Raw genomic sequence first — 22,388 nt, 5'->3', positions numbered from 1 at the left:
CCGTCCAGTTTAGGCCTTCTCACCAAAATTGCCTTATTCGGGGTTTGCACCTGCGCAGTGATCACGACATGCTTGGGATATGAGTACCGAGAACACCTCCGCCCCGCTGGACGGACAAGATCCAAACGAGCGCCCGGATATGATCATCGAAACTCCGATGGACAACGAGCGGGCCCGGCCGAAAACGCACTTCGAAATGATGCTGCAGGCAGGGCTTAACAAACCGGAGCTCTCCGGCTCGGTCCTTGGCGCGTTCATGAGCGCCGAGGTATTTTTCCTCTCCCGCGAGGAAGTGACCGGAGAAAACAAAAACGCCCAACCGCTATTGCTGACCAACCCCGCCGGGGCGCCGATGGTTGCCGTGTTCACCTCCATTGAACGTATCCCCTCCAGCTACATCGATCAGGCCGGCTACGGCGTGAAGGTGCAGGGCGCCTCGATTGTCCGTGCCCTGCAGGGTACCGGGTTCGTCGTGAATCCCGGTGATGACCTGAGTTTCGAGATTCCTGCCGAGGGTGTGCAGATCCTCAAGGAACAGATGCTGAAGCAAAACAACGAAACTGAAGGCTAATATTTCGGCGCTTCGGCTGACCGATTTTTCTGTTGCCGTTTCGTAGGATATGCTGATTTCTGCCCGGGCCGTCATTAGGCCGCTCGGAGCATGCGGGCGTAGCTCAATGGTAGAGCGCTAGCTTCCCAAGCTCGATACGCGGGTTCGATTCCCGTCGCCCGCTCGCACGAATTGCCGGAGCACCAATTGGTGCCCCGGCAATTTTTTTGTTTTATTGCGAGGGGGAGATTCATGGCCGGTGTCTTGGAAGGCTTCTCCATCATCTGGGTGGTTATCGCCGTCGGTTACCTGGTGGGGCGTACCGGGGTGCTGGGCCCGCAAGCCCGCTACGTGCTGAACCGCGTCACGTTTTTTGTGGCCAGCCCGGCGCTGTTGTTCATGACCCTGGCAGACTCCGATCCTGTCGCGGTGCTTGGCCCATTGCTCTGGGTGGCGGCAATCTCTGCGGTCCTCACCGCGGTGGTCTACTACCTGGTGACCACCCGCTGGCTCAAACGCCAAGCCTCGGAAAAAATTGTTGCCGCCATGGCGGCCTCCACGGTGAACTCCGCCAATTTGGGACTTCCCATTGCGCTGTATGTGCTCGGCGACATTTCTTACGCCGCGCCCATCATCTTGTTCCAGTTGGCCCTGTATCAGCCGGTGAATCTGGCCATGCTTGATGCCACCACCTCCAAACACCGCACCACCCCGCTAGCCATGATTGCGGCTACACTCAAGAACCCGATGATCATCGGTTCGATGCTGGGCCTGGTGGTTGCGCTGACCGGTTTCGAAGTCCCGCAGATTGTGCTTGAGCCCATCGAGCTGATTTCCGGCGCTTCCATTCCGGCGATGCTGATGGCCTTCGGCATCTCATTGGTTGGCTCCAAGCCGTTGGCCAAAAGCTCCGGACGCCGCGCCGATGTTCTGGTGGGCTCGGCCGCCAAATTGGTTCTGCAGCCGCTGCTTGCATGGGCGCTGGCCTACTACCTTTTCGGCTTGCGCGACGAACTACTGATCGCATCGGTCATCATGGCTGGCCTGCCGACCGCGCAAAACATCTTTGTGACCGCCTCACGCTATGACCGCGGTGTTGTTGTCGCCAAAGACACCGTTTTGGTGACAACCATTTGCGCCATCCCGCTGATGATGATCTTGGCGCTGTTGCTCGGTATCTGACCGGTCGTATTTCTTCACATGTCCGCACTTCGGAGCGGTATTGGCGAGCGGGTCTATGATCGAGGAATACCCGGCGGTTGCCGGCCGTTGAAAGTGGGTATCTGTCCCCCTACATCTTTGTGAGGTTCTCGTGAAACGCATCGCTCCCCTGCTAGCCACCACCGCTGCCCTCGCCTTGGCCCTCAGTGGTTGCGGTTCCTCCACTCCCAACGGCTCGACCGAGGAAGCCGGCACCTCCGCCTTGCAGAAGGTCAAGGACGCCGGGGTGCTGACCGTGGGAACCGAAGGCACCTACCGCCCGTTTTCCTACAATGAAGGTTCGGAACTGACCGGCTACGACGTGGAGGTCATCAAGGCCGTCGGCGAAGAGCTCGGTGTCGAGGTTGAGTTCCAGCAGACGCAGTGGGATGCAATCTTCGCCGGACTGGATGCCGGACGATTCGACGTGATCGCCAACCAGGTCGCCATCAACCCTGAACGCGAAGCCAAGTACCTGTTCTCCGAGCCCTACACGGTCTCCACCGGTGTCATCGTCACCAAAAGCGATAACACCGACATCACCTCCTTCGACTCGCTCAAGGGCAAGAAGACCGCCCAATCGCTGACCAGCAACTACTACGAAACCGCCAAGGATGCCGGCGCCACCGTGGAACCGGTCGAAGGCTGGGCCCAAGCGGTGACCCTGCTGAAGCAGGGCCGCGTGGATGCCACGGTGAACGACAAACTCACCTTCCTCGACGCACAAAAAACGAATCCGGATGACAGCATCAAGATTGCCGCCGAAGCCGAGGAAGAAACCGACTCGGCAGTTGCCCTGCGCAAGGATGCAACGGACCTGCAAGAAGCCATCAACCAGGCGTTGGAAACCCTGCGCGCCGACGGCGAACTGGCGAAGATCTCCGAAAAATACTTCGGCGAGGACATCAGCAAATAGCGTCTGACTTCACAGTAGACTGGCTCCACACGTAGAACGCGTGGAGCCGGTTTCATTTTGCGCAAAAGGTAACCCATGGACTCGAATTGGCAGTTGTTCCTCGACTCGCTCTGGCCGCTGGCCAAGGCGGCAATCACCGCCAGCATTCCGCTGGCAGTCATCAGCTTCGCTATCGGCCTGGCCATCGCGCTGCTCGTGGCGCTGATGCGGATCAGCAGCAACAAGGCGCTCTCCACGATTGCGCGTATCTACATTTCACTGATTCGCGGCACTCCCCTGCTGGTGCAACTTTTTGTCATCTTCTACGGCATGCCCTCCATCGGTTTGACCATCGACCCGTGGCCCAGCGCCATCATCGTCTTCAGCCTGAACACCGGCGGTTATTGTGCCGAGATCCTGCGGGCGGCGATCCTCTCGGTGCCGGCCGGCCAGTGGGAAGCCGGCTACACCGTGGGGATGTCTCGCACCCGGACGCTGTATCGCATTATCCTGCCGCAGGCCGCTCGCGTGGCGGTCCCGCCGCTGTCGAACTCATTTATCTCGCTCGTCAAAGACACCTCGCTGGCTTCGGTCATCCTCGTCAGTGAAATGTTCCGCAAAGCACAGGAAATTACGGCAGTGACCTTCGAATTCATGCTCCTGTACTGCACCGCCGCCGGGATCTACTGGGTCATCTGCCTGCTGCTCTCTGCCCTGCAGAATTCACTGGAAGGACGGCTTGAAAAGCATGTCGCAAAATAATTCGGCTCCCGCTCTGCTGACGGTTTCCGGGCTGCATAAGGCTTTCGCGGATAATCAGGTGCTCAAGGGAATCAATTTCACCGTGCACGCCGGCGAGGTCGTGGCCTTGATCGGCCCCTCGGGTTCGGGCAAAACCACGGCGCTACGGTGCCTGAACGGGTTGGAAATCCCCAACGCAGGAACCGTGGCGTTCGCCGGCGGCCCCGAAGTTCAGTTCACCGCCGGCATGAAACCTAAAAGTGCGCAGGTCTTGCGTCAGCGTTCGGCAATGGTTTTCCAGGGACATCATCTCTTCCCGCACTTCACCGTGCTTCAGAATGTCACCGCTGGACCGCTGGAAGTGCAAAAGCGCCCGCGTGAAGAAGTGCTGGATCAGGCCACGGCACTGCTGGCACGTGTCGGTTTGGCTGATAAGGCGCAGGCCTACCCCAGTTCGCTCTCCGGCGGCCAGCAACAGCGTGTGGGAATTGTGCGCGCCTTGATGCTCAAACCCGACCTGTTGCTTTTTGACGAACCCACCAGCGCCCTGGACCCGGAATTGGTTGGTGAAGTTCTGGTGGTGATCAAGGAGCTCGCCCAAGAGGGTTGGTCCATGGTGCTGGTCACCCACGAACTTGCGTTCGCCCGCGATGTCGCCGACACGGTGGTTTTCATGGACGGCGGTGTGGTGGTGGAGACCGGACCGGCCTCCCAGGTGCTCAGCACACCGCAGAATCCGCGCACCCAAGCTTTCATGCAACGATTGCTGCATCCCTTCTGACCTCGGATTTTCGGCGGCGCGGACCTGCGGCTTCGGGCAAATGCCCTAGTGCTTTTTCGACACGATCGGAATTCCGGCAGTGGTTTCCGTCAGGGTTTTTCCCTTCGTCTCCGGCGCCCAGAGCTGCGAGACCACCGCGCCGATGGCGACCACCACCGCAAGGCACAGAAGCACCGGTCCGATGCCGATCTTCTCGATTCCCACGGGAAGCATAAAGGTTCCAATGGCCGCACCCAGCCGGCTGAAGGCCGCCGCGAATCCAGTCCCCACTCCGCGAACCTCAGTCGGGAAGATCTCGCTTGGATACACCGCGGTGAGAACCCCGTTAATCGCGTTCAGGAATGAGAAGAGGAAAAAGAGCACCAGCACCAGCCAGGACGGGGCACCCGACCAAAATCCCAAGATCAGGAAGATCCCCAGCATGATCCACTGCGGAGGGACCGTGAAGAATCGGCGGCCTGCCTTGTCGATTAATGACATCGTGGCAATCACACCGAGCACTGCAACCATCGAAAGTCCCACGCCTCCGCCTAGGCCATCGGCCAGGCCGTATTCACCCAGGACTGCCCCGGCGAAGGTCGCGATTCCAAAATAGGGAAGAACGTTGCAGAACCAGAAAATGGAGATGAACGCCGTGGACCGGATGTGCTCCGGTGCAAAGATTTCCATGAACCGGGCCTTGCGCCCTACCTGTGAATCTCGTTCGAAGTCAGCAACGTCGGCCGCACCCTCCATGTATTTGTACGCAATGGTTCGTGCTTCGTCTTTTCTGCCCTTGGACCACAACCATCTGGCAGATTCTGGAAGGCCGAGACGGCCAAGCAGCAGGGCCACGGCAAGAATCGTCGACGACCCTAGGATCAGATGCCATGAAACACCAATCTCACTCAGGTAGAACGCCAGTGCGTAGGCAATCATGAAACCGCCGTAGAACGCGATTTGATTGATGGACATGAGTCGGCCGCGTGTGCGGGCAGGAGCAAATTCCGAGAGCATCGGCCAGCTCACAGAATACTCGGCGCCGATCGCCAGACCCATGGCCAGCCGTACGAGCATCAACGCTTCGGGCGAGCCCACGAAAAACTGGAAAAATGACGCCAGCACAAACAGGGAAATGTCGATGATGAAAATTGGTTTGCGACCCCATTTGTCGGCGGCCCATCCTCCAAGCGGCGCGCCAACCAGAATACCGATCATGGTCATGGCTGCCAGGAGCCCAACTTGCAGCGCGGTAAAACCAAGTTCTGCCTGCAACACTGCTGTCACCGGGCCGATGATGCCCAAGATGTAGCCATCGAGTAAGGTGCCACCGGCGAGCACCCCGAAAAGCCGGATGAAAAACCGCCTCTTGAACCGTGTTTCTTCAGCGGATTGCGGTGTTTGAGACATGGCTTCTCCTTCGATAGGAGCACTGTATTCGGAATGTATGTTGCAGTTTTGGGGTACCTAGAACTTCATGACTGTGGACTTGCGGGAAATTCTACGCCTGCCAGAACTAGTCACACTAGGGTTTGGCCCCGCATGGAAGCAGATTCGCCATGACCGGTGGGTCTGCGTTCTTCGTGTATCACGACGCTAGGTGCGCAGTTGACTAACAAGAGGATCTCGAATCGCTGAACCGTTTTTGTACTGCAAGACCCGCGGAACGCTGTCAGCTGTTGCCTGGCCCGCACATAATCCACCGTTACCTTGGGGTTTCTGCGGACGAATGTCCCTCGTGAACCGGGGTGGAAAGATTATGCTATGGCTATGGAATCTGCGCTGCTGACAAACCTGATCAATGGGTACGCTTTCACCACCGAATGCTTGGAGCTGGGGGCCGCCATCGTTGACGGCAGTGCACGGCCCGAAGCCCAGGTCCGTGTTCCACTCTCGATGCTCAACCGCCATGGCCTGATCGCCGGAGCCACCGGAACCGGCAAAACCGTGACCCTGCAGGTGATGGCCGAGCAATTGGCCGTGGCCGGGGTGCCGGTCTTTTTGGCGGATATCAAAGGTGACCTGAGCGGTCTGGCACAGGCCGCCGAACCCAGTGAAAAACTTGAGACGCGGCTGGCAGGTATCGGGCACACGTTCACCGCCCGCGCCAACAAGGTTGAATTCCTGACACTGGGCGACGGCACGGACGGCATCCCGGTGAGGGCCACCGTGGACTCCTTCGGGCCGATTCTGCTCTCTCGGGTGCTGGAACTTAACGAGACCCAAGAACAGGTCCTCCAGCTGGTTTTCCACTATGCGAACTCCCGCCAGCTCCCGCTTGATGACCTCAAAGACCTGAAAACCGTCTTGGAGTTTTTACTCAGTACCGAAGGCAAGGAAGATTTGCGCGGACTCGGCGGGGTATCCCCGGCGAGCGCCTCGGTGATCCTGCGCGGTCTGACCATCCTGCAGGCCCAGGGGTTGGAACCCTTCTTCGGGCAACCGGAATTCGATACCGCCGACCTGTTGCGGGTCGATGGCACCGGAGTCATCAGCGTGCTGGAGCTGCCGTCGCTGAACCGCAAGCCATTGGTGTTCTCCACCTTCCTGATGTGGCTGTTGGCCGACCTGTTCGACGAACTGCCCGAAGCCGGAGATCTGGAGAAACCAAAACTGGTGTTTTTCCTCGACGAGGCCCACCTCCTGTTTAAGGGTGCTTCCAAGGCCTTCACCGAGGCAATCATCTCCACCGTGCGGCTGATTCGTTCCAAAGGTGTTGGCCTGTTTTTTATCTCCCAATCCCCCGCCGATTTGCCGGACGAGGTCCTGGCCCAGTTGGGCACCCGGGTGCAGCACGCAGTGCGAGTGTTCACTCCCAAGGACGCCGAGGCGCTCAAGGAGGTGATGGGGACCTTCCCCGCCGGAGAGCTGGATTTGAAAACCGCACTGACCCAAGCCGGTGTCGGCGAAGCGGTGGTCACGGTGCTGGGCGAACGAGGTGTTCCAACGCCGGCTGCATGGACCCGTCTGGCTTCCCCGGGCTCGCGGATCGGTCCTGCCGATGCCTCCATTGTTTCAACGCTGATCGCCCAATCGCCGCTCGCATCCACGTATTCAACCGCGGTGGATCGCGACTCCGCCCACGAAATATTGACGGGTCAGGCCGCTGCCACCGCCTCCCAGCCGGCGCAACCTCCTGTCCAGCCTCAGGCACCGGAGCCGGTGGCGCCCAGCACCAGCACACAACCCTCCTCGGGTGCCCAGATCGATGAAGAGGCACGGCGTATCGCCGAGTCGATCTTGGGCAAACCCACCACGGTGCCGGCCAGCGATTTCCCGATGCCCGACGCCCCGCAAGATCTGGACCCGGCACCGGCCAAGCGCCCTCACCGCGCTGATAGCTCCGGCCGCCCGGCACCCACATCGTCGCGGCGTCCGGCGGAGCGTACACAGTCCAATGACCTGATGGACTTTGCCTTGGACGCGGCGAACATGCTTGGCCGCGAGGTGCTGCGCGGGATGTTTGGCACCCGCAAACGCAAACGGCGATAAATCGGTGCAACACGTCGCTCAGTTTCAGTGTGGACCTAAAAAACCGCTAGCCTGATAGGTAATGAACTCTCGTACCTCCGTGCCCGTCCCCGCATCGCGTCTTGCCCTGCGGTGGATCATTGTCGCCATTCTTGTTATCGCACTGCTGATTGGCGGCGCGTTGACGGCGAACCGCTTCTTGTTTTCCGCGCAGCAGCAGGTGAGCAACCTGCAGCATTACCTGGTGCAGGGCGACGGGGCGCGGGCGCTGGGCCTGATGCAGGCCTCGGTTCCCCAGGGAGATGCTGTCGCATTGGATGGCGAGGTTTTGCAACGCACCCAGGATGGCATCACCGAATTCGCCGTTGATGCCGCGGTGCCCAGCGATCAAGATCCGGATCTGCGCCTGGTGACCGCCCACTACAAGGCCGCCGGGGTGGACAAGGAGTCAACCTACACACTGCGCCACACGGGCAAAAACTGGTTGTTTTTTGACACTTGGGCCTTCGAGCCTTCGACGCTTCCTACGGTTCAGATCAAGGCGAATACCGTCAATGAGGTCAACGTGAATCAGCAGGCCATCCCGCTGGAGGCCGGCACCAGCACGTTGCCGGTGTTCTACCCAGCCGTCCTGGATGCCAGTTTCAGCACCAAGAACTTCGAGGCTGATACCCGCGGTGTGGTGGTGACCGGACCGAGCAAGGAGCCGGTGGAAATTGCGCTGAAGACCCAACCCACCAAGGAATTTATCGCGTCAATCAACGCCAAGGTCAAGTCCTACCTGGATGAGTGCGCCACGCAGCAGGTGCTCATGCCTTCCGGTTGCCCCTTTGCCTACAACACCACCGCACGGGTGGATTCATCCTCCATCGCGTGGTCTATCGATACCTACCCCACCATTGAGGTCAGCTACTACAACGGCGCGTGGATCCTGTCTCCGCTAGAGGTCAAAGCCAGCGTGGACCTGGTGGAGCAAGACCTGCGCACCGGCACCAAGGAAGCCAAGAAGGTGACCGAAAAGTTCTCCTTCACCGCGCAGCTGACCACCAGCACCACCGAAGTGTCCGTGGTGCCAGTTGCCGATGGTGAGCAGGAAGCCCACTAGCCTAGCGCAGGTTCAGCAGCTCGCGGAACTGAGCACGCAGCGGTACCGCGTCATGGCGAAGCTTCTGCCAGGCGACCAATGCGGCAATGCTGGCTGCGAGGGAGAGTCCGGCGCCGATGGACACCGCCACTCGCACACCCAGTTCTTCGGCAAGCCATCCGATCAGCGGCGAACCGATCGGCGTGCCGCCCATCACCACCATCAGGTACAGGGCCAGCACCCGGGCCCGGTACTGTGCCGGGACCGAGGTCTGCACCATGGTGTTGCAACTGTTCAAGAACGTCAGCGAACACAGACCCACCGGCACCAGCATGAGGCCGAAGAGCACGTAGTTCGGCATCCATGCGCTGGCCAAAGCCGCCAAGCCAAAGGCAATGCCGCCGCCGATGATGTAGCGCCAGCGCGGGCTTGACCGCCGGGCGGCCAGCAGGGCTCCGCCGAAGGTTCCTACGGCCATGATGCTGCCCAGGATGCCGAACTCTCCGGCGCCCACCCCAAAGGCTTCCGTGGCCATCATGGCGTTGGTCAGCTGGAAGTTCAGCCCGAAGGTGCCGATCACGAAGGCCAAACCGAAAATCAGCAGCAGATCACGCCGGCTTTTGACATACCGGAACCCCTCGCGTACCTGCCCGCGTTCGCGTTTGACCGGTTTGGCCGGATGCAACTGCTCGGTGCGCATCAGGGCCAGGGAAAGGATCACGGCCAAAAACGAGGCGCCGTTGATCAAGAACGCGGGCCCGGTGCCGACGGCGGCGATGACCGCACCGGCCACCCCGGGGCCCGCCAGCCGGGCCAAGTTGAAGTTGGCGCTGTTCAGGGCCACCGCGTTGGTCAGGTAGGTGCCGGGAACAACTTCGGAGACGAATGCCTGGCGGGCCGGGGCGTCAAAAGCCGAGCCGATGCCCAGCAGCGTCGCCAGGATGTACACGTGCCACAGTTGGGCGGTGTCGGTGACCACCAGCACCCCCAGGACGATCGCGCACACACCCATAAACGCCTGGGTGAACATCAAGAGCCGGCGTTTGTTAAAGCGGTCGGCGATCAGCCCCGCATAGGGTCCCAGCAGCAGCACGGGCAGGAATTGCAGGCCCGTGGTGATGCCGGTGGCGGTGCCGTCGTTGTTGGTCAAGACCGTGAGCACCAGCCAGTCCTGCGCCACACGCTGCATCCAGGTTCCGATGTTGGAAACCAGCGCGCCCACCACCCAGTTGCGGTAGTTGGGTATTTCCAAAGCCCGGAACATTTGTGATGCCATCAGTATCTGCCGGATCCCTCCGGCGCCTCCCGCATCCAGTCTAGCCACATTCAACAGAAATTACTGAGGTTTCCTCATAATTTGTGTTTTGTATGACACCGGGTGACTCCTAGGCCGGCAATACCAAGGGGCACTTCGCATACGGGTCCTGGATGACGTGGCTGCGCAACCCGAAGACCTTGTGCACCAGCTCTTCCGTCATCAGTTCCGCGGGTTTGCCCTGAGCCACAATCTGCCCGTCTTTCATGGCAATCAGGTGGGACGCGTAGCGTGCCGCCTGATTCAGGTCATGGAGCACCGCAACCATGGTCCGCCCCTGTTCATTCAGGGTGCGGCACAACTCCAGCAGTTCGACCTGATGGGCGATGTCCAAATAGGTGGTCGGTTCATCAAGCAGCAGGATCGGTGTCTGCTGCGCCAAAGCCATCGCAACCCAGACACGTTGGCGTTGCCCGCCGGAGAGTTCATCCACGGTGCGGTGGGCCAGCTCAACGGTATTGGTGGCCTCCAAGGCCTCGTTTACGGCCTGTTCGTCCGCCACGGAGAACTGGCGGGTGATTTTCTGGTGCGGATACCGCCCGCGAGCCACCAGATCAAAGACCGTAATTCCCTCCGGTGCAATCGATGCCTGCGGCAGCAGGCCGATCTCGCGAGCGAGCTGCTTGCCGGAGAATCCCGCAATCGACCGGCCATCCAGGGTGATCTCCCCCTCGGCCGGGCGCAACAGCCTGGCCATGGCGCGCAAGAGCGTGGATTTGCCGCAGGCGTTCGGCCCCACGATCACGGTAAAGGAACCATCCGGCACACTGACATCCAGGTGTTCGGCGACTAATCGTCTGGCATAGCCAAGACTCACGTTGCGGACGTTCAACCGCGCAGGCTGCAGGTCGACAGGCATGGAAGTGCACTCCTTGGGATTCTCAGGATGTTCGGCGTTCACGGATCAGCAGCCAGACAAAATACACTCCGCCGAGGGTAACCGTCATGACACCCACCGGTAGCTGAACCGGAGCAAAAATTCGTTGGGCCGCCAGGTCCGATAGCAACAGCAAGAAGCAACCGGTCAGCGCCGCTGGAAACAAGCTGATGCTCGCGCTGGCGCACAGGCGCCGGGCGATCTGCGGTGCCACCAACGCAATAAATGCAATCGGACCGGCGGCCGCGGTGCAGATGGCCACCAGGATGATGCCCCACAGCATGGCGCTCAGCCGCGCCAGCTCGATGCGGGTGCCGGATGCCGCGGCCCGGTCATCACCCAACTCAAGTTGGCGCAGGGCAGGCGCGTGTGCCGCCAGCACCGGAACACACACCGCCAGCAGGGCCAGCACCGGCCAGAGCTGCTCATACCCCAGGCCGTTGAGGGAGCCGCTGCCCCAGATCGCAGCCTGCATGGCGTCATCCAGGTGCGCCCGGGTGATCAACCACGTGTTGACGGAAGCCAGGGTCGCGGAGACACCGATCCCCACGATGATCAGCCGGAATCCCTGAACCCCGTTGCGGTAGGCCAACAGGTACACCACCACGGCCGTCGCCAAACCGCCAAGCACCGCCCCGGCGGCGGTAGTCAGGTATCCCCCGCCAAGCACCAGGATCGCAATCAAGCCACCGGTGTAGGAACCCGTGGAGAAGCCGATGATGTCCGGGCTTCCCAGCGGGTTCCGGGTTAATGATTGGAACACCGCGCCGCTCAGGCCCAGCGCGAATCCCAGCAGGAGGGCCAGCGCCACCCGAGGGATGCGCCATTCGACAACCACCAATTGCGCCTGAGGGGAACCCCCGCCAAAAAGCACGGCCAGGGTTTCGTCCGGCGAAATCGGGTAGTCGCCAATGCCCAGGCAGATCACCGCCAGGAAAAGGCAGGCGCACAGCAGCAGCGCACACACCAGCACCGTGCGTTTGATCAGCCGCACGGAAATCTCGGGCAGCACCCCGGAGGTACGCAGCACCAGGTACCCGGGGCGGTGCTCGCCGGTGGGTTGTTTCATAGTCCAATCGTCTTTCGTCGTCGTGCCAACAGCACCAGTACCGGGGCACCGACAAAGGCGGTCACAATGCCAACCTGCATTTCCTGAGGTGTCACCACCACACGCCCGATAATGTCCGCGACCAGCAACAAAATCGGGGCAAACACCATGCAATACACGATGATCCACCGCTGATCCGGGCCGACAATCCAACGCACCACATGCGGCACCATCAATCCGACAAATCCGATCGGCCCGGCCGCCGCGGTGGCCGCGCCGGCCAAAAGCGTCACGGCCACCACCACCAGCGCCCGGGTCCGCCCCACGTGGGCACCCAGGGCGCGGGCACGGTCCTCCCCCAGCGCGATGGCGTTCAGCGGAACCGCTAAGAATCCGGCCAGAACCAGTCCCACCACAACAAACGGGAGCACCACCCAAAACACGTGTTCATCACGCGAGGCCAGCGACCCGGCACCCCAGAAACGCAGGCCGTCAAGCACCTTGGGATTCACCAAGGAAATCATGTTGGAGGCGCCGCTGAGTATTGCCCCCAGCGCTACGCCAACCAGTGTCAGGCGAATGGGTGTCGCACCGGCCGGCCCGGCGGCGCCAATGGTGAAAACCACCAGGGTTGCCGCGGCCGCGCCGATAAAGGCGAACCAGATGTAGCCGTTGATGCTGCCTACGGAAAACCAGCCAATGCCGACGGTGACCAAAAAACCCGCGCCTGCGTTGACCCCGAGCACACCGGTGTCGGCCAGCGGATTGCGGGTCAGCGCCTGGATGAGCGCCCCGGATACTCCCAGGGCCGCACCCACCAGGACCCCGACGAAGGCTCGCGGCAGCCGCATCCCCAGCACGATCTCGTGAATCTCCCCGCCGCCGGTGCCCTCCGCGGCGGTGCGCAGGGCCGCGATGACCTCTCCCGGAGCAATCGCCCGGGCCCCGATGCCCAGGCTGGCGATCATCACCACGACGAGCACCAACAGGGCCAAGCCCAGTACCAGCAGCCGATGGCGGCTGCCAATACCGGGCTTAACCGTAGATTGCGAAGTGCTGGATCCGTTGATCCGCATCCGGTTGTTAACGATCATTTAGCGGATGCAGGCTGCAACACATCCTGCTCAACCGTGGACAGCCAGTCGCTGGCCGTCGCGTAGTCGGTCACGCTGGAATACACCTGGTACACGTTCCCCTCCTTGGCGGCAGGCAGGTCGGTGAACAGCTTGGACTTCACCGTTCCGGCAAGATCCTCGGGAAGTTCGCCGTCGGCACTCGCGGCGGCCACGATGATCTCAGCCCCGTCCAGCACCGAGGTGGTCAGCTCCGGGGAAATGTACATCCACCCGCGATCCCCTTCGGCTTCTTCGGGAATGCTCGCCGCCAGGTTCGCGCCCAGGTCGTCAAAAAATAGCGCGCCGACCTCGCCACCTGGGTAGAGGGTGGAGAAGCCGCCTTCCACGTCGCCGCTGGCGATCGCTGCCCACGGCTGCTTTAGGACCTGGGCATAGGTGGACTTGATGCGTGCCAGTTCGGCATCGTAGCTGCTGCGCGACTGCTCAAAGACCTCGGTGCGCCCAACCGCCTCGGCGATTCCAGCGCCGATGGTCCGCCAGTCGCCGCGGGATTCACCCTCGAAGATGGCGGTCGGAGCGATCTTTGAGAGCTCTTGGAAGGTCTTCTCATCGATTTCCAGCACGTCGCCAACGATCAGGTCCGGCTTGGCGGCCATCACCGCTTCAACGTTGAGCTCGAAGAACCCGCCTACGGTGTTCTCCATCCCGGCGATCAGTTCCTGCTGTTCCACGGTAAACGAATCCGCGAAGGCGGAGTAGTCCTGCATGGCCACGGGCGTGATGTCCACGGCTTCCAGCTGCCACGGGGTGTTGTAGGAAACGGCAACAACTCGCTGCGGGTCGGAGGGGATCTCAACCTCGCCATAGGCCGTGGTGACGGTGTGGCTGCTGGGTGCCGCCTCTTCACTGCTCTGTGTTTCGGGCTGGGCGTCTGCCGAAGAACAGGCACTCAGGGAACCTAGCAGCAGCACCGCGCACAGCGGCACCGTCACCAACGAGCGCATCTGGGAATCACGCAAAATAAACCATCCTCAATCCACATTAATTAGGTAAGCCAAACCTCTACGAATCATGCTAGCGCTGTCTTGATTCATGAGGATGGACAATTAATACCTATTTGTGGACAGCGCGGTGGGTGTGGCCCCGCAAGATGTAGGGGCTAGTCGACGTGGCCGGCAAGCCCGGCATTCCAATAACCCACAATCCGCTGGCGATCACGCGGGACACCGTGCACCTGCTTCAGTTCCTTGCGCACCGCCCGCGCGGCCGACGCTTCAAGCGCTCCCCACACGTAGCCAGAGCCGCCGGGCAGCACGAGGGAATTCACCGCCTCGGGCAACACGGATTGCTCGCCTCCGGGCCCCACCAGCCAGACCCATTGGACCTGCGCGTCGGTCTCAATTTCCTGGCGGTCGGCCTCGCTTGGCACCTCAATCACCGCGATGGCCCGTTGGCCGGGTTCGAGCTCCTCAACGATGCGTCCAAGCCCGGGAAGCCCCGTGGAATCGGCGACCAGCAATTGCCAGTCGGCATCCTGGGGCGGCGCGTAATAGGCCCTCGGCGCGGAGCTTCCGCAAAAGACCCCCAGCACATGCCCCGGTTCAGCGCGCTGCACCCAGTTGGAGGCCACCCCGACCTGGTGAATCGCAAAGTCGATCTCAAGTTCCGCACCCTGGGCGTGCACCGAACGCACCGTATAGTGCCGCCAGGGCGGCTCGCCGTCCCCCGCCTCTTCGGCGAGGTGTTCGTTGTTGAAATACGCAACCTCCGCCACACTCTCGTGCTCGCGCGGGAAGGCCAGGTCGATCCGCTCGTCGCCAAAACCGGTGACATGCCAACGCCAGTCCCCCAGGGCGCGCAAGCGGATTCGCATCATCGCGGGCGTGATCCGCGCAACGCTGATTACTTCGGCCGGTTCGCAAAATGCCATGGCTTTGGCTCCTCAAGTTCGGTTGGTTCGTGCGAGTTTTCAAAGGTCTTGAAGTAGGCCGCCGGGGTGTAACCGGTGGTCTGCTTAAACAGCTGGATAAAGGTGCTTGGATTCGCGTAGCCCAGCTCGTGGGCGATGGACGCCACCGAATGCCCCGCGGCGATGTCAATCAACGCGCGTCGAATTCGCACCCGGATACGCCACTGCGTCAGCGTGGAACCGGTCTCCCGGTCAAACCCGCGATTCACGGTTCTTCCACTGACCCCCAGGCGTTTGCCCCAGTCCGCGCTGGTGCCGTTGTTGGCCGGGTCGCGGAGGATTTCTTCGGCGACAATCCGCAACGCCGGGTCCGCGGGCATCCGGATTTCCAGCGGCATGGTGCGCACGGGCGCCAACAAGTCGCACACCAACCGTTGGACCCGCGCCCGCACCTCATCGGTCAGCTCGGCATTTTTGTTGGCCAGAATGAGCTCGCGAATCAGGGTGGTCACCCCGATGGCGCTCATCCCCTCCCAGGGCACGCTGATTCGATCCGTCGCGAAATAGGTCACGTGCGCCACGGTGCCGGGTTCGGTGGTGACATGATGCGCCTGCCCGGCGGGAATCCAGATTCCCAGCCCGGGCGGCGCAATCCACAGACGGCCTTGAATTTCGACAGTCAGCGTGCCGTTGGTGGAAAAAATCAGTTCGTGGTCGCGGTGGATCCCGCCGGGCCAGCGCTGGTGCGCCTGGCTGAGGAAGGTTTCCGAGGTCAGCATCCACGGGAACGTGACAGCCGAGTCGCGGTCCTCGGTGATCTCCGCGAACTCCTGCGCCACGACCGTTGCCGTGGTCCACACCACGTCCGCGAGTTGTCCATGTATCTGCATCATCGATGACAATACGCGAAAATGGACAGCGGGGTGGCAATTTGGTCCTTTTGCGTCATCCGCGTTGCCGGGGCACAAAAGAAGCCCCTGCGTCGACACCCGAAAAGGTGCGGCGCAGGGGCTTGCCGGCAGATATTTAGTTCACGCCGCGCAGATCGAGCAGCAGCTCGTTTTCGCCCTCGGCATCCAGCACCACCGGGATACCCCAGTCCTGCTGGTAGAGGTGGCAGGCGGCGTGATCCGGGATCTCGCCGCCGGGCTCGCCGTCGCAGGCGGCCGCACGCGCGGTGATATGCAAAACGCCCTCGGTGATCTCCGGATTCAGGCTCAGGGTGCGGGTCAACCCGGTGGAGGTTCCCGAACCTTCGAGGATCAGGTCCTCCGGGCTGGCAGAGATCTTCAGCTGCGTCGGGTCGCCCCAACGGTCGTCAAGCTTCTGCCCCTTGGGCGCGGCGAAACGCACCACGATCTCGTGGTTGCCGGACTGCACCCGGGTCTTGGGACGCTGGGTCTGGCTTGCGCCCTCGTCCACCACCAGCGCTTCGGCAGGGATGGGGATACGCACCAGCTGGTGGGTATTGGTCTCGACCACCAGCAGCACCGGGTCGCCGTCCACGGAGGTATCCACCAGCACGTCGGCCGGCTCCTTCAGGCCCTTGGCCAGGGTGGAAACCGTGGCAGTCGACGGGTCGAAACGGCGCACCGCACCGTTGTAGGAGTCGGCGATCGCGATCGATCCATCCGGGAGCACCGCCACACCCAGCGGGTGCTGCAGGCGCGCCTGCTCGGCGGCGCCATCGCGGAAACCGAAGTCGAACAGGCCCGTGCCGATCGCGGTGTGCACGGCAACGGCCGCCCCGTCGGCAATCTCGATGCGGCGCAGCGCACTGGTTTCCGAGTCCGCTACCCACACGTCCTCGCCGGCCAGCGCCAGCCCCGAGGACTGCGCAAACCACGCCTCGCTAGGCTCGCCATCGGCCAAGCCTTCCAGCCCGCTGCCAGCGAAGACCGACACCGCACCCGTGCGCGGGTCGAAAGCGAAAATCTGGTGGGTTCCGGCCATCGCGATGAGCACCTGTCCCGACGGGTGGTACAGCACATCCCACGGCGAGGACAATGAAATGTTCAGCGCATCGGTGCCAAGCTGGGTTGGCTGCTGCGCGCTGCGCGCGGTATCCGCGTCCAGCAAACGCTGCACCCCGTTGCCGGCCAAGGTGCCGACAATCCCGGTGCTCAGGTTCACCGAGCGCAGCCGGTGGTTCACGGTATCGGCAACAATCACGTCGTAGCCCAGTTCTGCGGCCAGCGGCGCAGGAAGCGCGGTGAGCCCCTGCAGTTCGTTGAACTGCGCGGTGCCGGCATCCCCGTCGGCATAACCCTTAACCCCGGCGCCGATGGTGCGCACCAGCTGCAGGTCGGCAGAGAGTTCAACCAGGCGGTGGTGGCCGGAGTCGCCCACCAGGAAATTCCCATTGGGCAGCGCGATGGCCTTGCCCGGGAAACGCAGGTCTCCCTCGCGCGCCTCGGGGGCCACGTAGGGGCCGTCCCCGCGGTGCAAGGTGCCCTTGGCCTCATGCTCGGCGATCAGTTCATCGATCAGCGAGCCGAGCCCCTGGGCGTGGCCCTCGCCGGAGAGGTGAGCCACGATGTACCCCTCGGGATCCAGCACCACCAGGGTTGGCCAGGCGCGGGCGCCGTAGGCCTGCCAGGTCACCAGCTCCGGGTCATCCAGCACCGGGTGGTGGATTTCGTAGCGTTCCACGGCGGCGGCCAGCGCCTCCGGATCCGCCTCGTGTTCAAATTTCGGGGAGTGCACACCCACGGTGACCAGCACGTCGGAGTACTGTTCCTCCAGCGGGCGCAGCTCGTCCAGCACGTGCAGGCAGTTGATGCAGCAGAAGGTCCAGAAGTCCAAAAGCACGATCTTGCCGCGCAGGGCTTCAAGGTCCAGCTGTTTACCACCGGTATTCAGCCAGTTGCGGCCCAGCAGTTCGCTGGCGCGCACCTTGTAGTTAGCTCGGACCGAATCGGAAGTGGCGCTCATGAGCATCCTTTCGCAGTTGCCTGGGTGTGGCGGATTGTGTTCAATTATCCGCCACCATGCGGGTGGGGACTAACAGCGTTAAGCTACGTTGAGCCGCCTGCGGCGAGATGCTCAACACATCCGCAGGTCAGCTGGGTTCTTACCGTTGTATGTCCCAAAGGTGGAACACACCCGGTGGTGGAGGTATTCCACCGCCCCGGTCACACTGCCTCCCCAGCCGGAGCCGTCCTCCAGGCCGCGGCATCTGAATCCGGGTACGGACCGTCTCCCATGGCCGGCACGCCTGTTACCGGGCGAGCCTACTGCACCTGCGTCATGGCCGTCTGCAGGATGCTGGTCGCGACCTGGTTAAAGGTCTGGTCATCCAGCGCGGTGGCAGAGACAAAGGAAACCATGCCGGCATAGTCCTCGGTGAGGGAAATGAGCACCAGCGAATCCTGCGGGTACTGTCCGTCACGGGTGTAGTACAGCGCCGAATCCACCGAATCCACCGCGGGATCGCTGAACTTCAAGGTCTCGGAGTAGTCCAGCCCGCTGATCGTCACAGTTTTGCAATCAGCCAGGATCGTGTCCACGTTGGCGAAGTGCTCCGTCGCCGAGGCACGGTCTTCATCGTTTTCCAGCTTGGCAACCTCGATGGAACCGGTGATGTTCTGCGCATCATTGGTGAAATCGGTGCGTGCCCCTTCGGTTCCAAGCTGCACCGGCGACCAGTTCAGGTCATTCACCGGGTCCGCGCATTGACCCGGCAACACCACGATGTCTTTGAGGGTGTCGGTGGGTTTCACCGCCAGCGCCTCAAGATCCTCACCCTGGATTTTCGCCGAATTCGGGAAACCCAGTTGCGCGGCGATCACCGCGCCGGCGGTGGTGGCGATTTCCGCGGCGCTCAAGTCCTGCACTTCCGGGGTCGGGCTCGGGGTGGCGCTGGACTCGGATGCAATTTTATGGGTCTCATCCTGCGGCATTTCGGCCGGCGCCGCGCAGGCGCTCAGCGTCAGCAGCAGCCCCGCCGCCAGGGCAGCGGTCATCTTTTTAGCCACGGGTTTCCTTCTCATCAATCTTTTTGTAACGCTCAAACATTTGGTTGTAGGCGGCCAGTTCGGCATCCCCGTCGCGGTCGGCCTTGCGGTCGTAGCGTTTGGTGTCCTTGTTGTCCTGCCGCAGCCAGGAGACCGCCACCAGGATGGCCAGCACCAAGGTCGGGACCTCGCCGATCGCCCACATGTAGCCGGCGCCGAGTTCCTGATCCACGATGGCGCTGCCTCCCCAGGTGCGTCCCATGTTGCCGAAGTAGTCCGGGGCCAGCAGCTGGGTGGTGCTCATCAGCGCCACCCCCACAAACGCGTGGAAGGCCACCGTGGCCAGCAACGCCACCAGCCGGATCGGGTACGGGTAACGCTTGGGGATCGGATCCGCGTCAATCAGCGACAGCGCGAACAGGTACCCGGTAAGCAAGAAGTGCAGGTTCATCAGCTCGTGGCCTGCGTGGTACACCATGGCCGGTTCCAATACCGGGGAGAAGTAGAAAATCACGATCGAACCGGCGAAGTTCACGGCCGCGAAAATCGGATGCGTGATCACCTTCGAGTACCGCGAGTGGATCAGGTAGTTGATCCACTCACGCGGACCGCGGGTGCCGTCGGTGCGCGGGGTGAGCACCTGCAGCATCAAGGTCACCGGCATACCCAATACCAAGAATATCGGCACGATCATGGTCAGCGACATGTGATCGATCATGTGGGTGGAGAACTGGACCTTGCCATACACCGCAATGGCGCCGCTGGTCACGTAGAACAGCGCGATCAGCCCCACAATCCAGCTGGCCAAACGCAGGACGCTGGGTTTGTCGCCGCGGCGGCGCAGCTTGATAAAGGCCCACAGGTAGAACGCCAGCCCGAAGAGGCACACCGCCACCCAGAGCCAGTCCATCCGCCACACGGTGAACCAGCTGGACATGCTCGGTTCCGCCGGCAGGTCGTACCCGGTGAGCCGGCGGGCCGGAGAGATCACGGCCGGGGCCTCGTCGCCGGTCGGAGGTGCGGTGCGGCCGAGCACCGCTGCCAGGGACATCACCGCAGACATCAGGATCACCTCGCCGAGGATCACACTCCAGGCGGCTTTCAACGCGCTGTAGTCCCCTGCCAGAAGCTTGGGAATCACCCGGCGCCGATGCATCAGGCCCAGCACACCCAGCAGCACGGTGAGCACCACCTTGGCCATCAGCAAGAACCCGTAGGTGGAGAACAACTGGTTGAACTCGGTGATGCGGATGATCGCCGAGGCCACCCCGGAACCGATCATCAAAAAGATCGCACCGGTGGCCAGCGCGGAGAACCGTTTGAGCACCACACCGGCCAGGACTTGGCCCCGTTGCCGGCCAGGTGCCTGCCCGCCCAAACTCGGAGCCAGCAACGCGAGCATCATGATGCCGCCAAACCACAACACCACCGCCAGCAAATGCAGGGCGATCGAGTTCACCGCTGCAAAGTGGTCATCTCCCCCGGAAGCATGGCCGATAAACGCCAGGGGAACAATGCCGAAGAGCGAGAATGCGGCGCTGAGCCCCACACCGGTTTTCGACCGCACAGCCAATGCGAGCGACGCGGTGATGGCCGCGATCACCACCATCCAAGCCCAGGCCCGCCCGGTGGTGATCCCCACAATGTAGTCCAGCATCGCCACTGAATACTCCGGGCGCAGGTTGATCGGGGTGCCGGCCAAATCCCAGAAGGTCAGCATCAGCACCGCTGCCGCCGCGAGTGTCCACACCACCGCGGCCCCCGCGGCAATATTCATGCTGCGGGTGAACGCCGGGTGATCATGGGTCTGGTCTTCGGATTCCCCTGCAGAAGCCCGGGTCACCTTGGTGGCTCGCGGGAGAATCGCCGCCGCGAAAATCAGGGCCGCTACCGTCAACGCCATGGCCGAGTGGTGTACCACGCGGGTCGCTGGCAACGCCCAGCGCACAAATGGCCCGGGATCCGCCAGCAGGTTCGGCACGGCAATTCCGGCAAACAGCACGGCCACCACAAAGGTGAGTGCCATCGCCAAAATCCCGGGCAGGATCATGCGGGTGACTGTGGGTGCGCTTTCGCGCTGTGTGGTATTTGTGGCCATAACCTTTCCATCATCTCACTTGCCCGCGCCGTGCTGCCGACCGCCCAGCGCTTTTCGGCTGCACGGCGGTGCATCTCACACCGGCACACGGTCATGCGCCCCGGCGCGGCACTGGCTGCGTGCCTGCGCCGAGGGGAGGTTATTTGGTGTTTCGCATGAACTTGATCAGCACGGCAACCATGCCGCCAAGAACAACAACACCCACGATGATCCATACGATGGGATTCATCCCGGCACCCAGCTCCTGCACCGGTTCAACCGGCTGCGACTGGCTTGGCGAGGCCTCGGGGGCACTCTCAGTGGCAGGGGCGCTTGGTGTAGCGCTCGGGGTGGCAGGTGCATCCACGGTGAAGCTGATGCTCTCTTCCACCGGGTGGCCGTCGGAAGAGATCACCCGGGCGGCCAAGGTGTATTTGCCCGAGGCAAGTTCGCTCTGAGGCACCACGGTGACCGTTGTTCCCTTGGTGCTTGCGGTGGTCTCGATCTTTTTGCCGTCCTGGCTCAATGCCACCACGGTTGATTCGGTGCCGGGCAGCACTTGAAGCTCTGCGGAGAAGGTCATGGTGATTTCCTCCGGCGAGCTCTTCACGGTTGCCCCGTTTTCCGGGCTGGAGCCGGTCAACACGTCATGGGCGTTGGCCGCCCCCACGGTTCCCAGGGCTGCAATCAGCGCAATGGCCGAGCCGGCGATCAGTCGGGAGAGGTTGTTTCGCAGTTTCACAGTGGTCCTTCCGATTCCCTGGGTTTCAGGGAGTTGTATTAAAATTTTTAGGCAGTCAATACAAAACTCGGTGGTCCACGCCGTGCGGGCAGCTGGTTCAGCTGCGCGCGTTTCAGGTGAAAGCTGCGCGGGAAGTACCCGTTGCTCGGGCGCAGCGGCCGCACCGGACACCGCATCAAAAAGAACAGTAGTCGCGCGACCCTTAAGGTCAGTACCGCACGAAGCCCGTGAAGCAGACGCTCGGCGCCATACAGCACCACGACGCTGGTGACCGCGGCCAAGACGTGGGCATACAGCATCGAATCATTGGGTGTTTGGGCATAGTGGCGAAGGATCTGACCGGACAGTTCCATCGAGCCATGGTGTGTTCCGTGCTCAAGTGCGGAAAGGGTTCCTGCTTCGCTGTGCCCCATCACCGAGAACGACAGGTGAAACAGACCCTGGCTCAGCAACACCAGCAAACTGGTCGCCCACAGCGAAAATTTGCGTCCCAGCATGGCCATGGCGATCACCGCGCACACACAGGTGATCAGCAGCATCACCACCAGCGAGAGTTTGCTTGGCGCCTGGTGCGCGTGGGCGGCAAAGGCGGTCCAGGTGCATAAAGAAGCCGCGAGCCAACCGCGCACAACGCGGGTCGCTGGGTTCTTACGCACGTGGTTCAACCGTTCGTTGCCGGGGTTTGAG

Annotated in this window: 20 protein-coding genes and 1 tRNA gene; 8 read left to right on the top strand and 13 right to left on the bottom strand. The window is 62.0% G+C overall.

Annotation, left to right across the window (positions count from 1 at the left end):
- Positions 1–79 precede the first annotated feature (79 nt).
- The 6 genes from ACIOWL_RS09350 to ACIOWL_RS09325 all read left to right on the top strand — a co-directional run bounded on the left by ACIOWL_RS09350 (position 80) and on the right by ACIOWL_RS09325 (position 4,167).
- The gene (locus ACIOWL_RS09350; protein WP_400383933.1) at positions 80–571 is read left to right on the top strand and encodes an SseB family protein; all 492 of its coding nucleotides are present in this window, start codon (positions 80–82) and stop codon (positions 569–571) included.
- A 92-nt stretch (positions 572–663) separates the two neighbouring features.
- Positions 664–734 (top strand) — tRNA-Gly (locus ACIOWL_RS09345).
- A gap of 68 nt (positions 735–802) precedes the next feature.
- Positions 803–1,732 carry an AEC family transporter gene (locus ACIOWL_RS09340; RefSeq protein WP_400383931.1) on the top strand — a complete coding sequence of 310 codons (930 nt, stop codon included), beginning with the start codon at positions 803–805 and terminating at the stop codon, positions 1,730–1,732.
- A 130-nt stretch (positions 1,733–1,862) separates the two neighbouring features.
- Positions 1,863–2,666, top strand: coding sequence for an amino acid ABC transporter substrate-binding protein (locus tag ACIOWL_RS09335; protein ID WP_400383930.1), 804 nt, complete (start codon positions 1,863–1,865; stop codon positions 2,664–2,666).
- A 75-nt stretch (positions 2,667–2,741) separates the two neighbouring features.
- Positions 2,742–3,407: an amino acid ABC transporter permease gene (locus ACIOWL_RS09330; protein ID WP_400383928.1), complete on the top strand. Its 666-nt coding sequence runs from the start codon at positions 2,742–2,744 to the stop codon at positions 3,405–3,407.
- Positions 3,394–4,167, top strand: coding sequence for an amino acid ABC transporter ATP-binding protein (locus tag ACIOWL_RS09325; RefSeq protein WP_400383926.1), 774 nt, complete (start codon positions 3,394–3,396; stop codon positions 4,165–4,167). The genes ACIOWL_RS09330 and ACIOWL_RS09325 overlap by 14 nt, the downstream gene beginning before the upstream one ends.
- A gap of 45 nt (positions 4,168–4,212) precedes the next feature.
- On the opposite strand, the gene ACIOWL_RS09320 is transcribed toward ACIOWL_RS09325, so the two are convergent.
- A complete protein-coding gene (locus ACIOWL_RS09320) occupies positions 4,213–5,556 on the bottom strand; it encodes an MFS transporter (RefSeq protein ID WP_400383924.1) in 1,344 nt (447 codons plus the stop codon).
- Between the two features lie 354 nt (positions 5,557–5,910).
- On the opposite strand from ACIOWL_RS09320, the gene ACIOWL_RS09315 reads away from it, so the two are divergent.
- The gene (locus ACIOWL_RS09315; RefSeq protein ID WP_400383922.1) at positions 5,911–7,638 is read left to right on the top strand and encodes a helicase HerA-like domain-containing protein; all 1,728 of its coding nucleotides are present in this window, start codon (positions 5,911–5,913) and stop codon (positions 7,636–7,638) included.
- Between the two features lie 61 nt (positions 7,639–7,699).
- Positions 7,700–8,722 (top strand): hypothetical protein, encoded by a 1,023-nt coding sequence (locus ACIOWL_RS09310; protein WP_400383920.1) that lies wholly within the window; start codon positions 7,700–7,702, stop codon positions 8,720–8,722.
- A 1-nt stretch (position 8,723) separates the two neighbouring features.
- Here the strand turns inward: ACIOWL_RS09310 and ACIOWL_RS09305 are convergent, their stop codons facing one another.
- From ACIOWL_RS09305 to ACIOWL_RS09250, 12 genes are all read right to left on the bottom strand, one after another.
- Positions 8,724–9,977: an MFS transporter gene (locus ACIOWL_RS09305; protein WP_400383918.1), complete on the bottom strand. Its 1,254-nt coding sequence runs from the start codon at positions 9,975–9,977 to the stop codon at positions 8,724–8,726.
- Between the two features lie 109 nt (positions 9,978–10,086).
- A complete protein-coding gene (locus ACIOWL_RS09300; protein WP_400383916.1) occupies positions 10,087–10,875 on the bottom strand; it encodes an ABC transporter ATP-binding protein in 789 nt (262 codons plus the stop codon).
- Between the two features lie 22 nt (positions 10,876–10,897).
- On the bottom strand, positions 10,898–11,962 hold the full coding sequence (locus ACIOWL_RS09295; protein ID WP_400383914.1) for a FecCD family ABC transporter permease: 1,065 nt from the start codon (positions 11,960–11,962) through the stop codon (positions 10,898–10,900).
- A complete protein-coding gene (locus ACIOWL_RS09290) occupies positions 11,959–13,035 on the bottom strand; it encodes a FecCD family ABC transporter permease (RefSeq protein WP_400383911.1) in 1,077 nt (358 codons plus the stop codon). Before ACIOWL_RS09290 ends, ACIOWL_RS09295 begins: the two co-directional genes overlap by 4 nt.
- Positions 13,032–14,036: an ABC transporter substrate-binding protein gene (locus ACIOWL_RS09285; protein WP_400383908.1), complete on the bottom strand. Its 1,005-nt coding sequence runs from the start codon at positions 14,034–14,036 to the stop codon at positions 13,032–13,034. The genes ACIOWL_RS09290 and ACIOWL_RS09285 overlap by 4 nt, the downstream gene beginning before the upstream one ends.
- 140 nt (positions 14,037–14,176) lie before the next feature.
- Positions 14,177–14,947 carry a siderophore-interacting protein gene (locus ACIOWL_RS09280; protein WP_400383905.1) on the bottom strand — a complete coding sequence of 257 codons (771 nt, stop codon included), beginning with the start codon at positions 14,945–14,947 and terminating at the stop codon, positions 14,177–14,179.
- Positions 14,920–15,819: a helix-turn-helix domain-containing protein gene (locus ACIOWL_RS09275; RefSeq protein WP_400383903.1), complete on the bottom strand. Its 900-nt coding sequence runs from the start codon at positions 15,817–15,819 to the stop codon at positions 14,920–14,922. Before ACIOWL_RS09275 ends, ACIOWL_RS09280 begins: the two co-directional genes overlap by 28 nt.
- 133 nt (positions 15,820–15,952) lie before the next feature.
- Positions 15,953–17,860 (bottom strand): NHL domain-containing thioredoxin family protein, encoded by a 1,908-nt coding sequence (locus ACIOWL_RS09270; protein WP_400383900.1) that lies wholly within the window; start codon positions 17,858–17,860, stop codon positions 15,953–15,955.
- A gap of 299 nt (positions 17,861–18,159) precedes the next feature.
- Positions 18,160–18,903: a hypothetical protein gene (locus ACIOWL_RS09265; RefSeq protein WP_400383897.1), complete on the bottom strand. Its 744-nt coding sequence runs from the start codon at positions 18,901–18,903 to the stop codon at positions 18,160–18,162.
- Complete coding sequence (locus ACIOWL_RS09260) at positions 18,896–20,980, bottom strand: cytochrome c oxidase assembly protein (RefSeq protein WP_400383894.1); 2,085 nt, start codon at positions 20,978–20,980, stop codon at positions 18,896–18,898. Before ACIOWL_RS09260 ends, ACIOWL_RS09265 begins: the two co-directional genes overlap by 8 nt.
- A 139-nt stretch (positions 20,981–21,119) precedes the next feature.
- Positions 21,120–21,701 (bottom strand): copper resistance protein CopC, encoded by a 582-nt coding sequence (locus ACIOWL_RS09255; protein WP_400383892.1) that lies wholly within the window; start codon positions 21,699–21,701, stop codon positions 21,120–21,122.
- A gap of 47 nt (positions 21,702–21,748) precedes the next feature.
- Positions 21,749–22,357 (bottom strand): hypothetical protein, encoded by a 609-nt coding sequence (locus ACIOWL_RS09250; RefSeq protein ID WP_400383889.1) that lies wholly within the window; start codon positions 22,355–22,357, stop codon positions 21,749–21,751.
- Positions 22,358–22,388: the final 31 nt, after the last annotated feature.

The sequence above is a fragment of the Glutamicibacter sp. NPDC087344 genome, from assembly GCF_044744225.1.
Classification (GTDB): domain Bacteria; phylum Actinomycetota; class Actinomycetes; order Actinomycetales; family Micrococcaceae; genus Glutamicibacter.
Note: the sequence above shows the minus strand (reverse complement) of the source record. Positions and strands in the feature narration are given on the sequence as shown.

Coding starts and splice junctions, on each gene's coding strand:
- ACIOWL_RS09350 (WP_400383933.1), top strand. CDS start 80: ATGAGTACCGAGAACACCTCCGCCCCGCTGGACGGACAAGATCCAAAC.
- ACIOWL_RS09340 (WP_400383931.1), top strand. CDS start 803: ATGGCCGGTGTCTTGGAAGGCTTCTCCATCATCTGGGTGGTTATCGCC.
- ACIOWL_RS09330 (WP_400383928.1), top strand. CDS start 2,742: ATGGACTCGAATTGGCAGTTGTTCCTCGACTCGCTCTGGCCGCTGGCC.
- ACIOWL_RS09325 (WP_400383926.1), top strand. CDS start 3,394: ATGTCGCAAAATAATTCGGCTCCCGCTCTGCTGACGGTTTCCGGGCTG.
- ACIOWL_RS09320 (WP_400383924.1), bottom strand. CDS start 5,556: ATGTCTCAAACACCGCAATCCGCTGAAGAAACACGGTTCAAGAGGCGG.
- ACIOWL_RS09315 (WP_400383922.1), top strand. CDS start 5,911: ATGGCTATGGAATCTGCGCTGCTGACAAACCTGATCAATGGGTACGCT.
- ACIOWL_RS09310 (WP_400383920.1), top strand. CDS start 7,700: ATGAACTCTCGTACCTCCGTGCCCGTCCCCGCATCGCGTCTTGCCCTG.
- ACIOWL_RS09305 (WP_400383918.1), bottom strand. CDS start 9,977: ATGGCATCACAAATGTTCCGGGCTTTGGAAATACCCAACTACCGCAAC.
- ACIOWL_RS09300 (WP_400383916.1), bottom strand. CDS start 10,875: ATGCCTGTCGACCTGCAGCCTGCGCGGTTGAACGTCCGCAACGTGAGT.
- ACIOWL_RS09295 (WP_400383914.1), bottom strand. CDS start 11,962: ATGAAACAACCCACCGGCGAGCACCGCCCCGGGTACCTGGTGCTGCGT.
- ACIOWL_RS09290 (WP_400383911.1), bottom strand. CDS start 13,035: ATGATCGTTAACAACCGGATGCGGATCAACGGATCCAGCACTTCGCAA.
- ACIOWL_RS09280 (WP_400383905.1), bottom strand. CDS start 14,947: ATGGCATTTTGCGAACCGGCCGAAGTAATCAGCGTTGCGCGGATCACG.
- ACIOWL_RS09275 (WP_400383903.1), bottom strand. CDS start 15,819: ATGATGCAGATACATGGACAACTCGCGGACGTGGTGTGGACCACGGCA.
- ACIOWL_RS09270 (WP_400383900.1), bottom strand. CDS start 17,860: ATGAGCGCCACTTCCGATTCGGTCCGAGCTAACTACAAGGTGCGCGCC.
- ACIOWL_RS09260 (WP_400383894.1), bottom strand. CDS start 20,980: ATGGCCACAAATACCACACAGCGCGAAAGCGCACCCACAGTCACCCGC.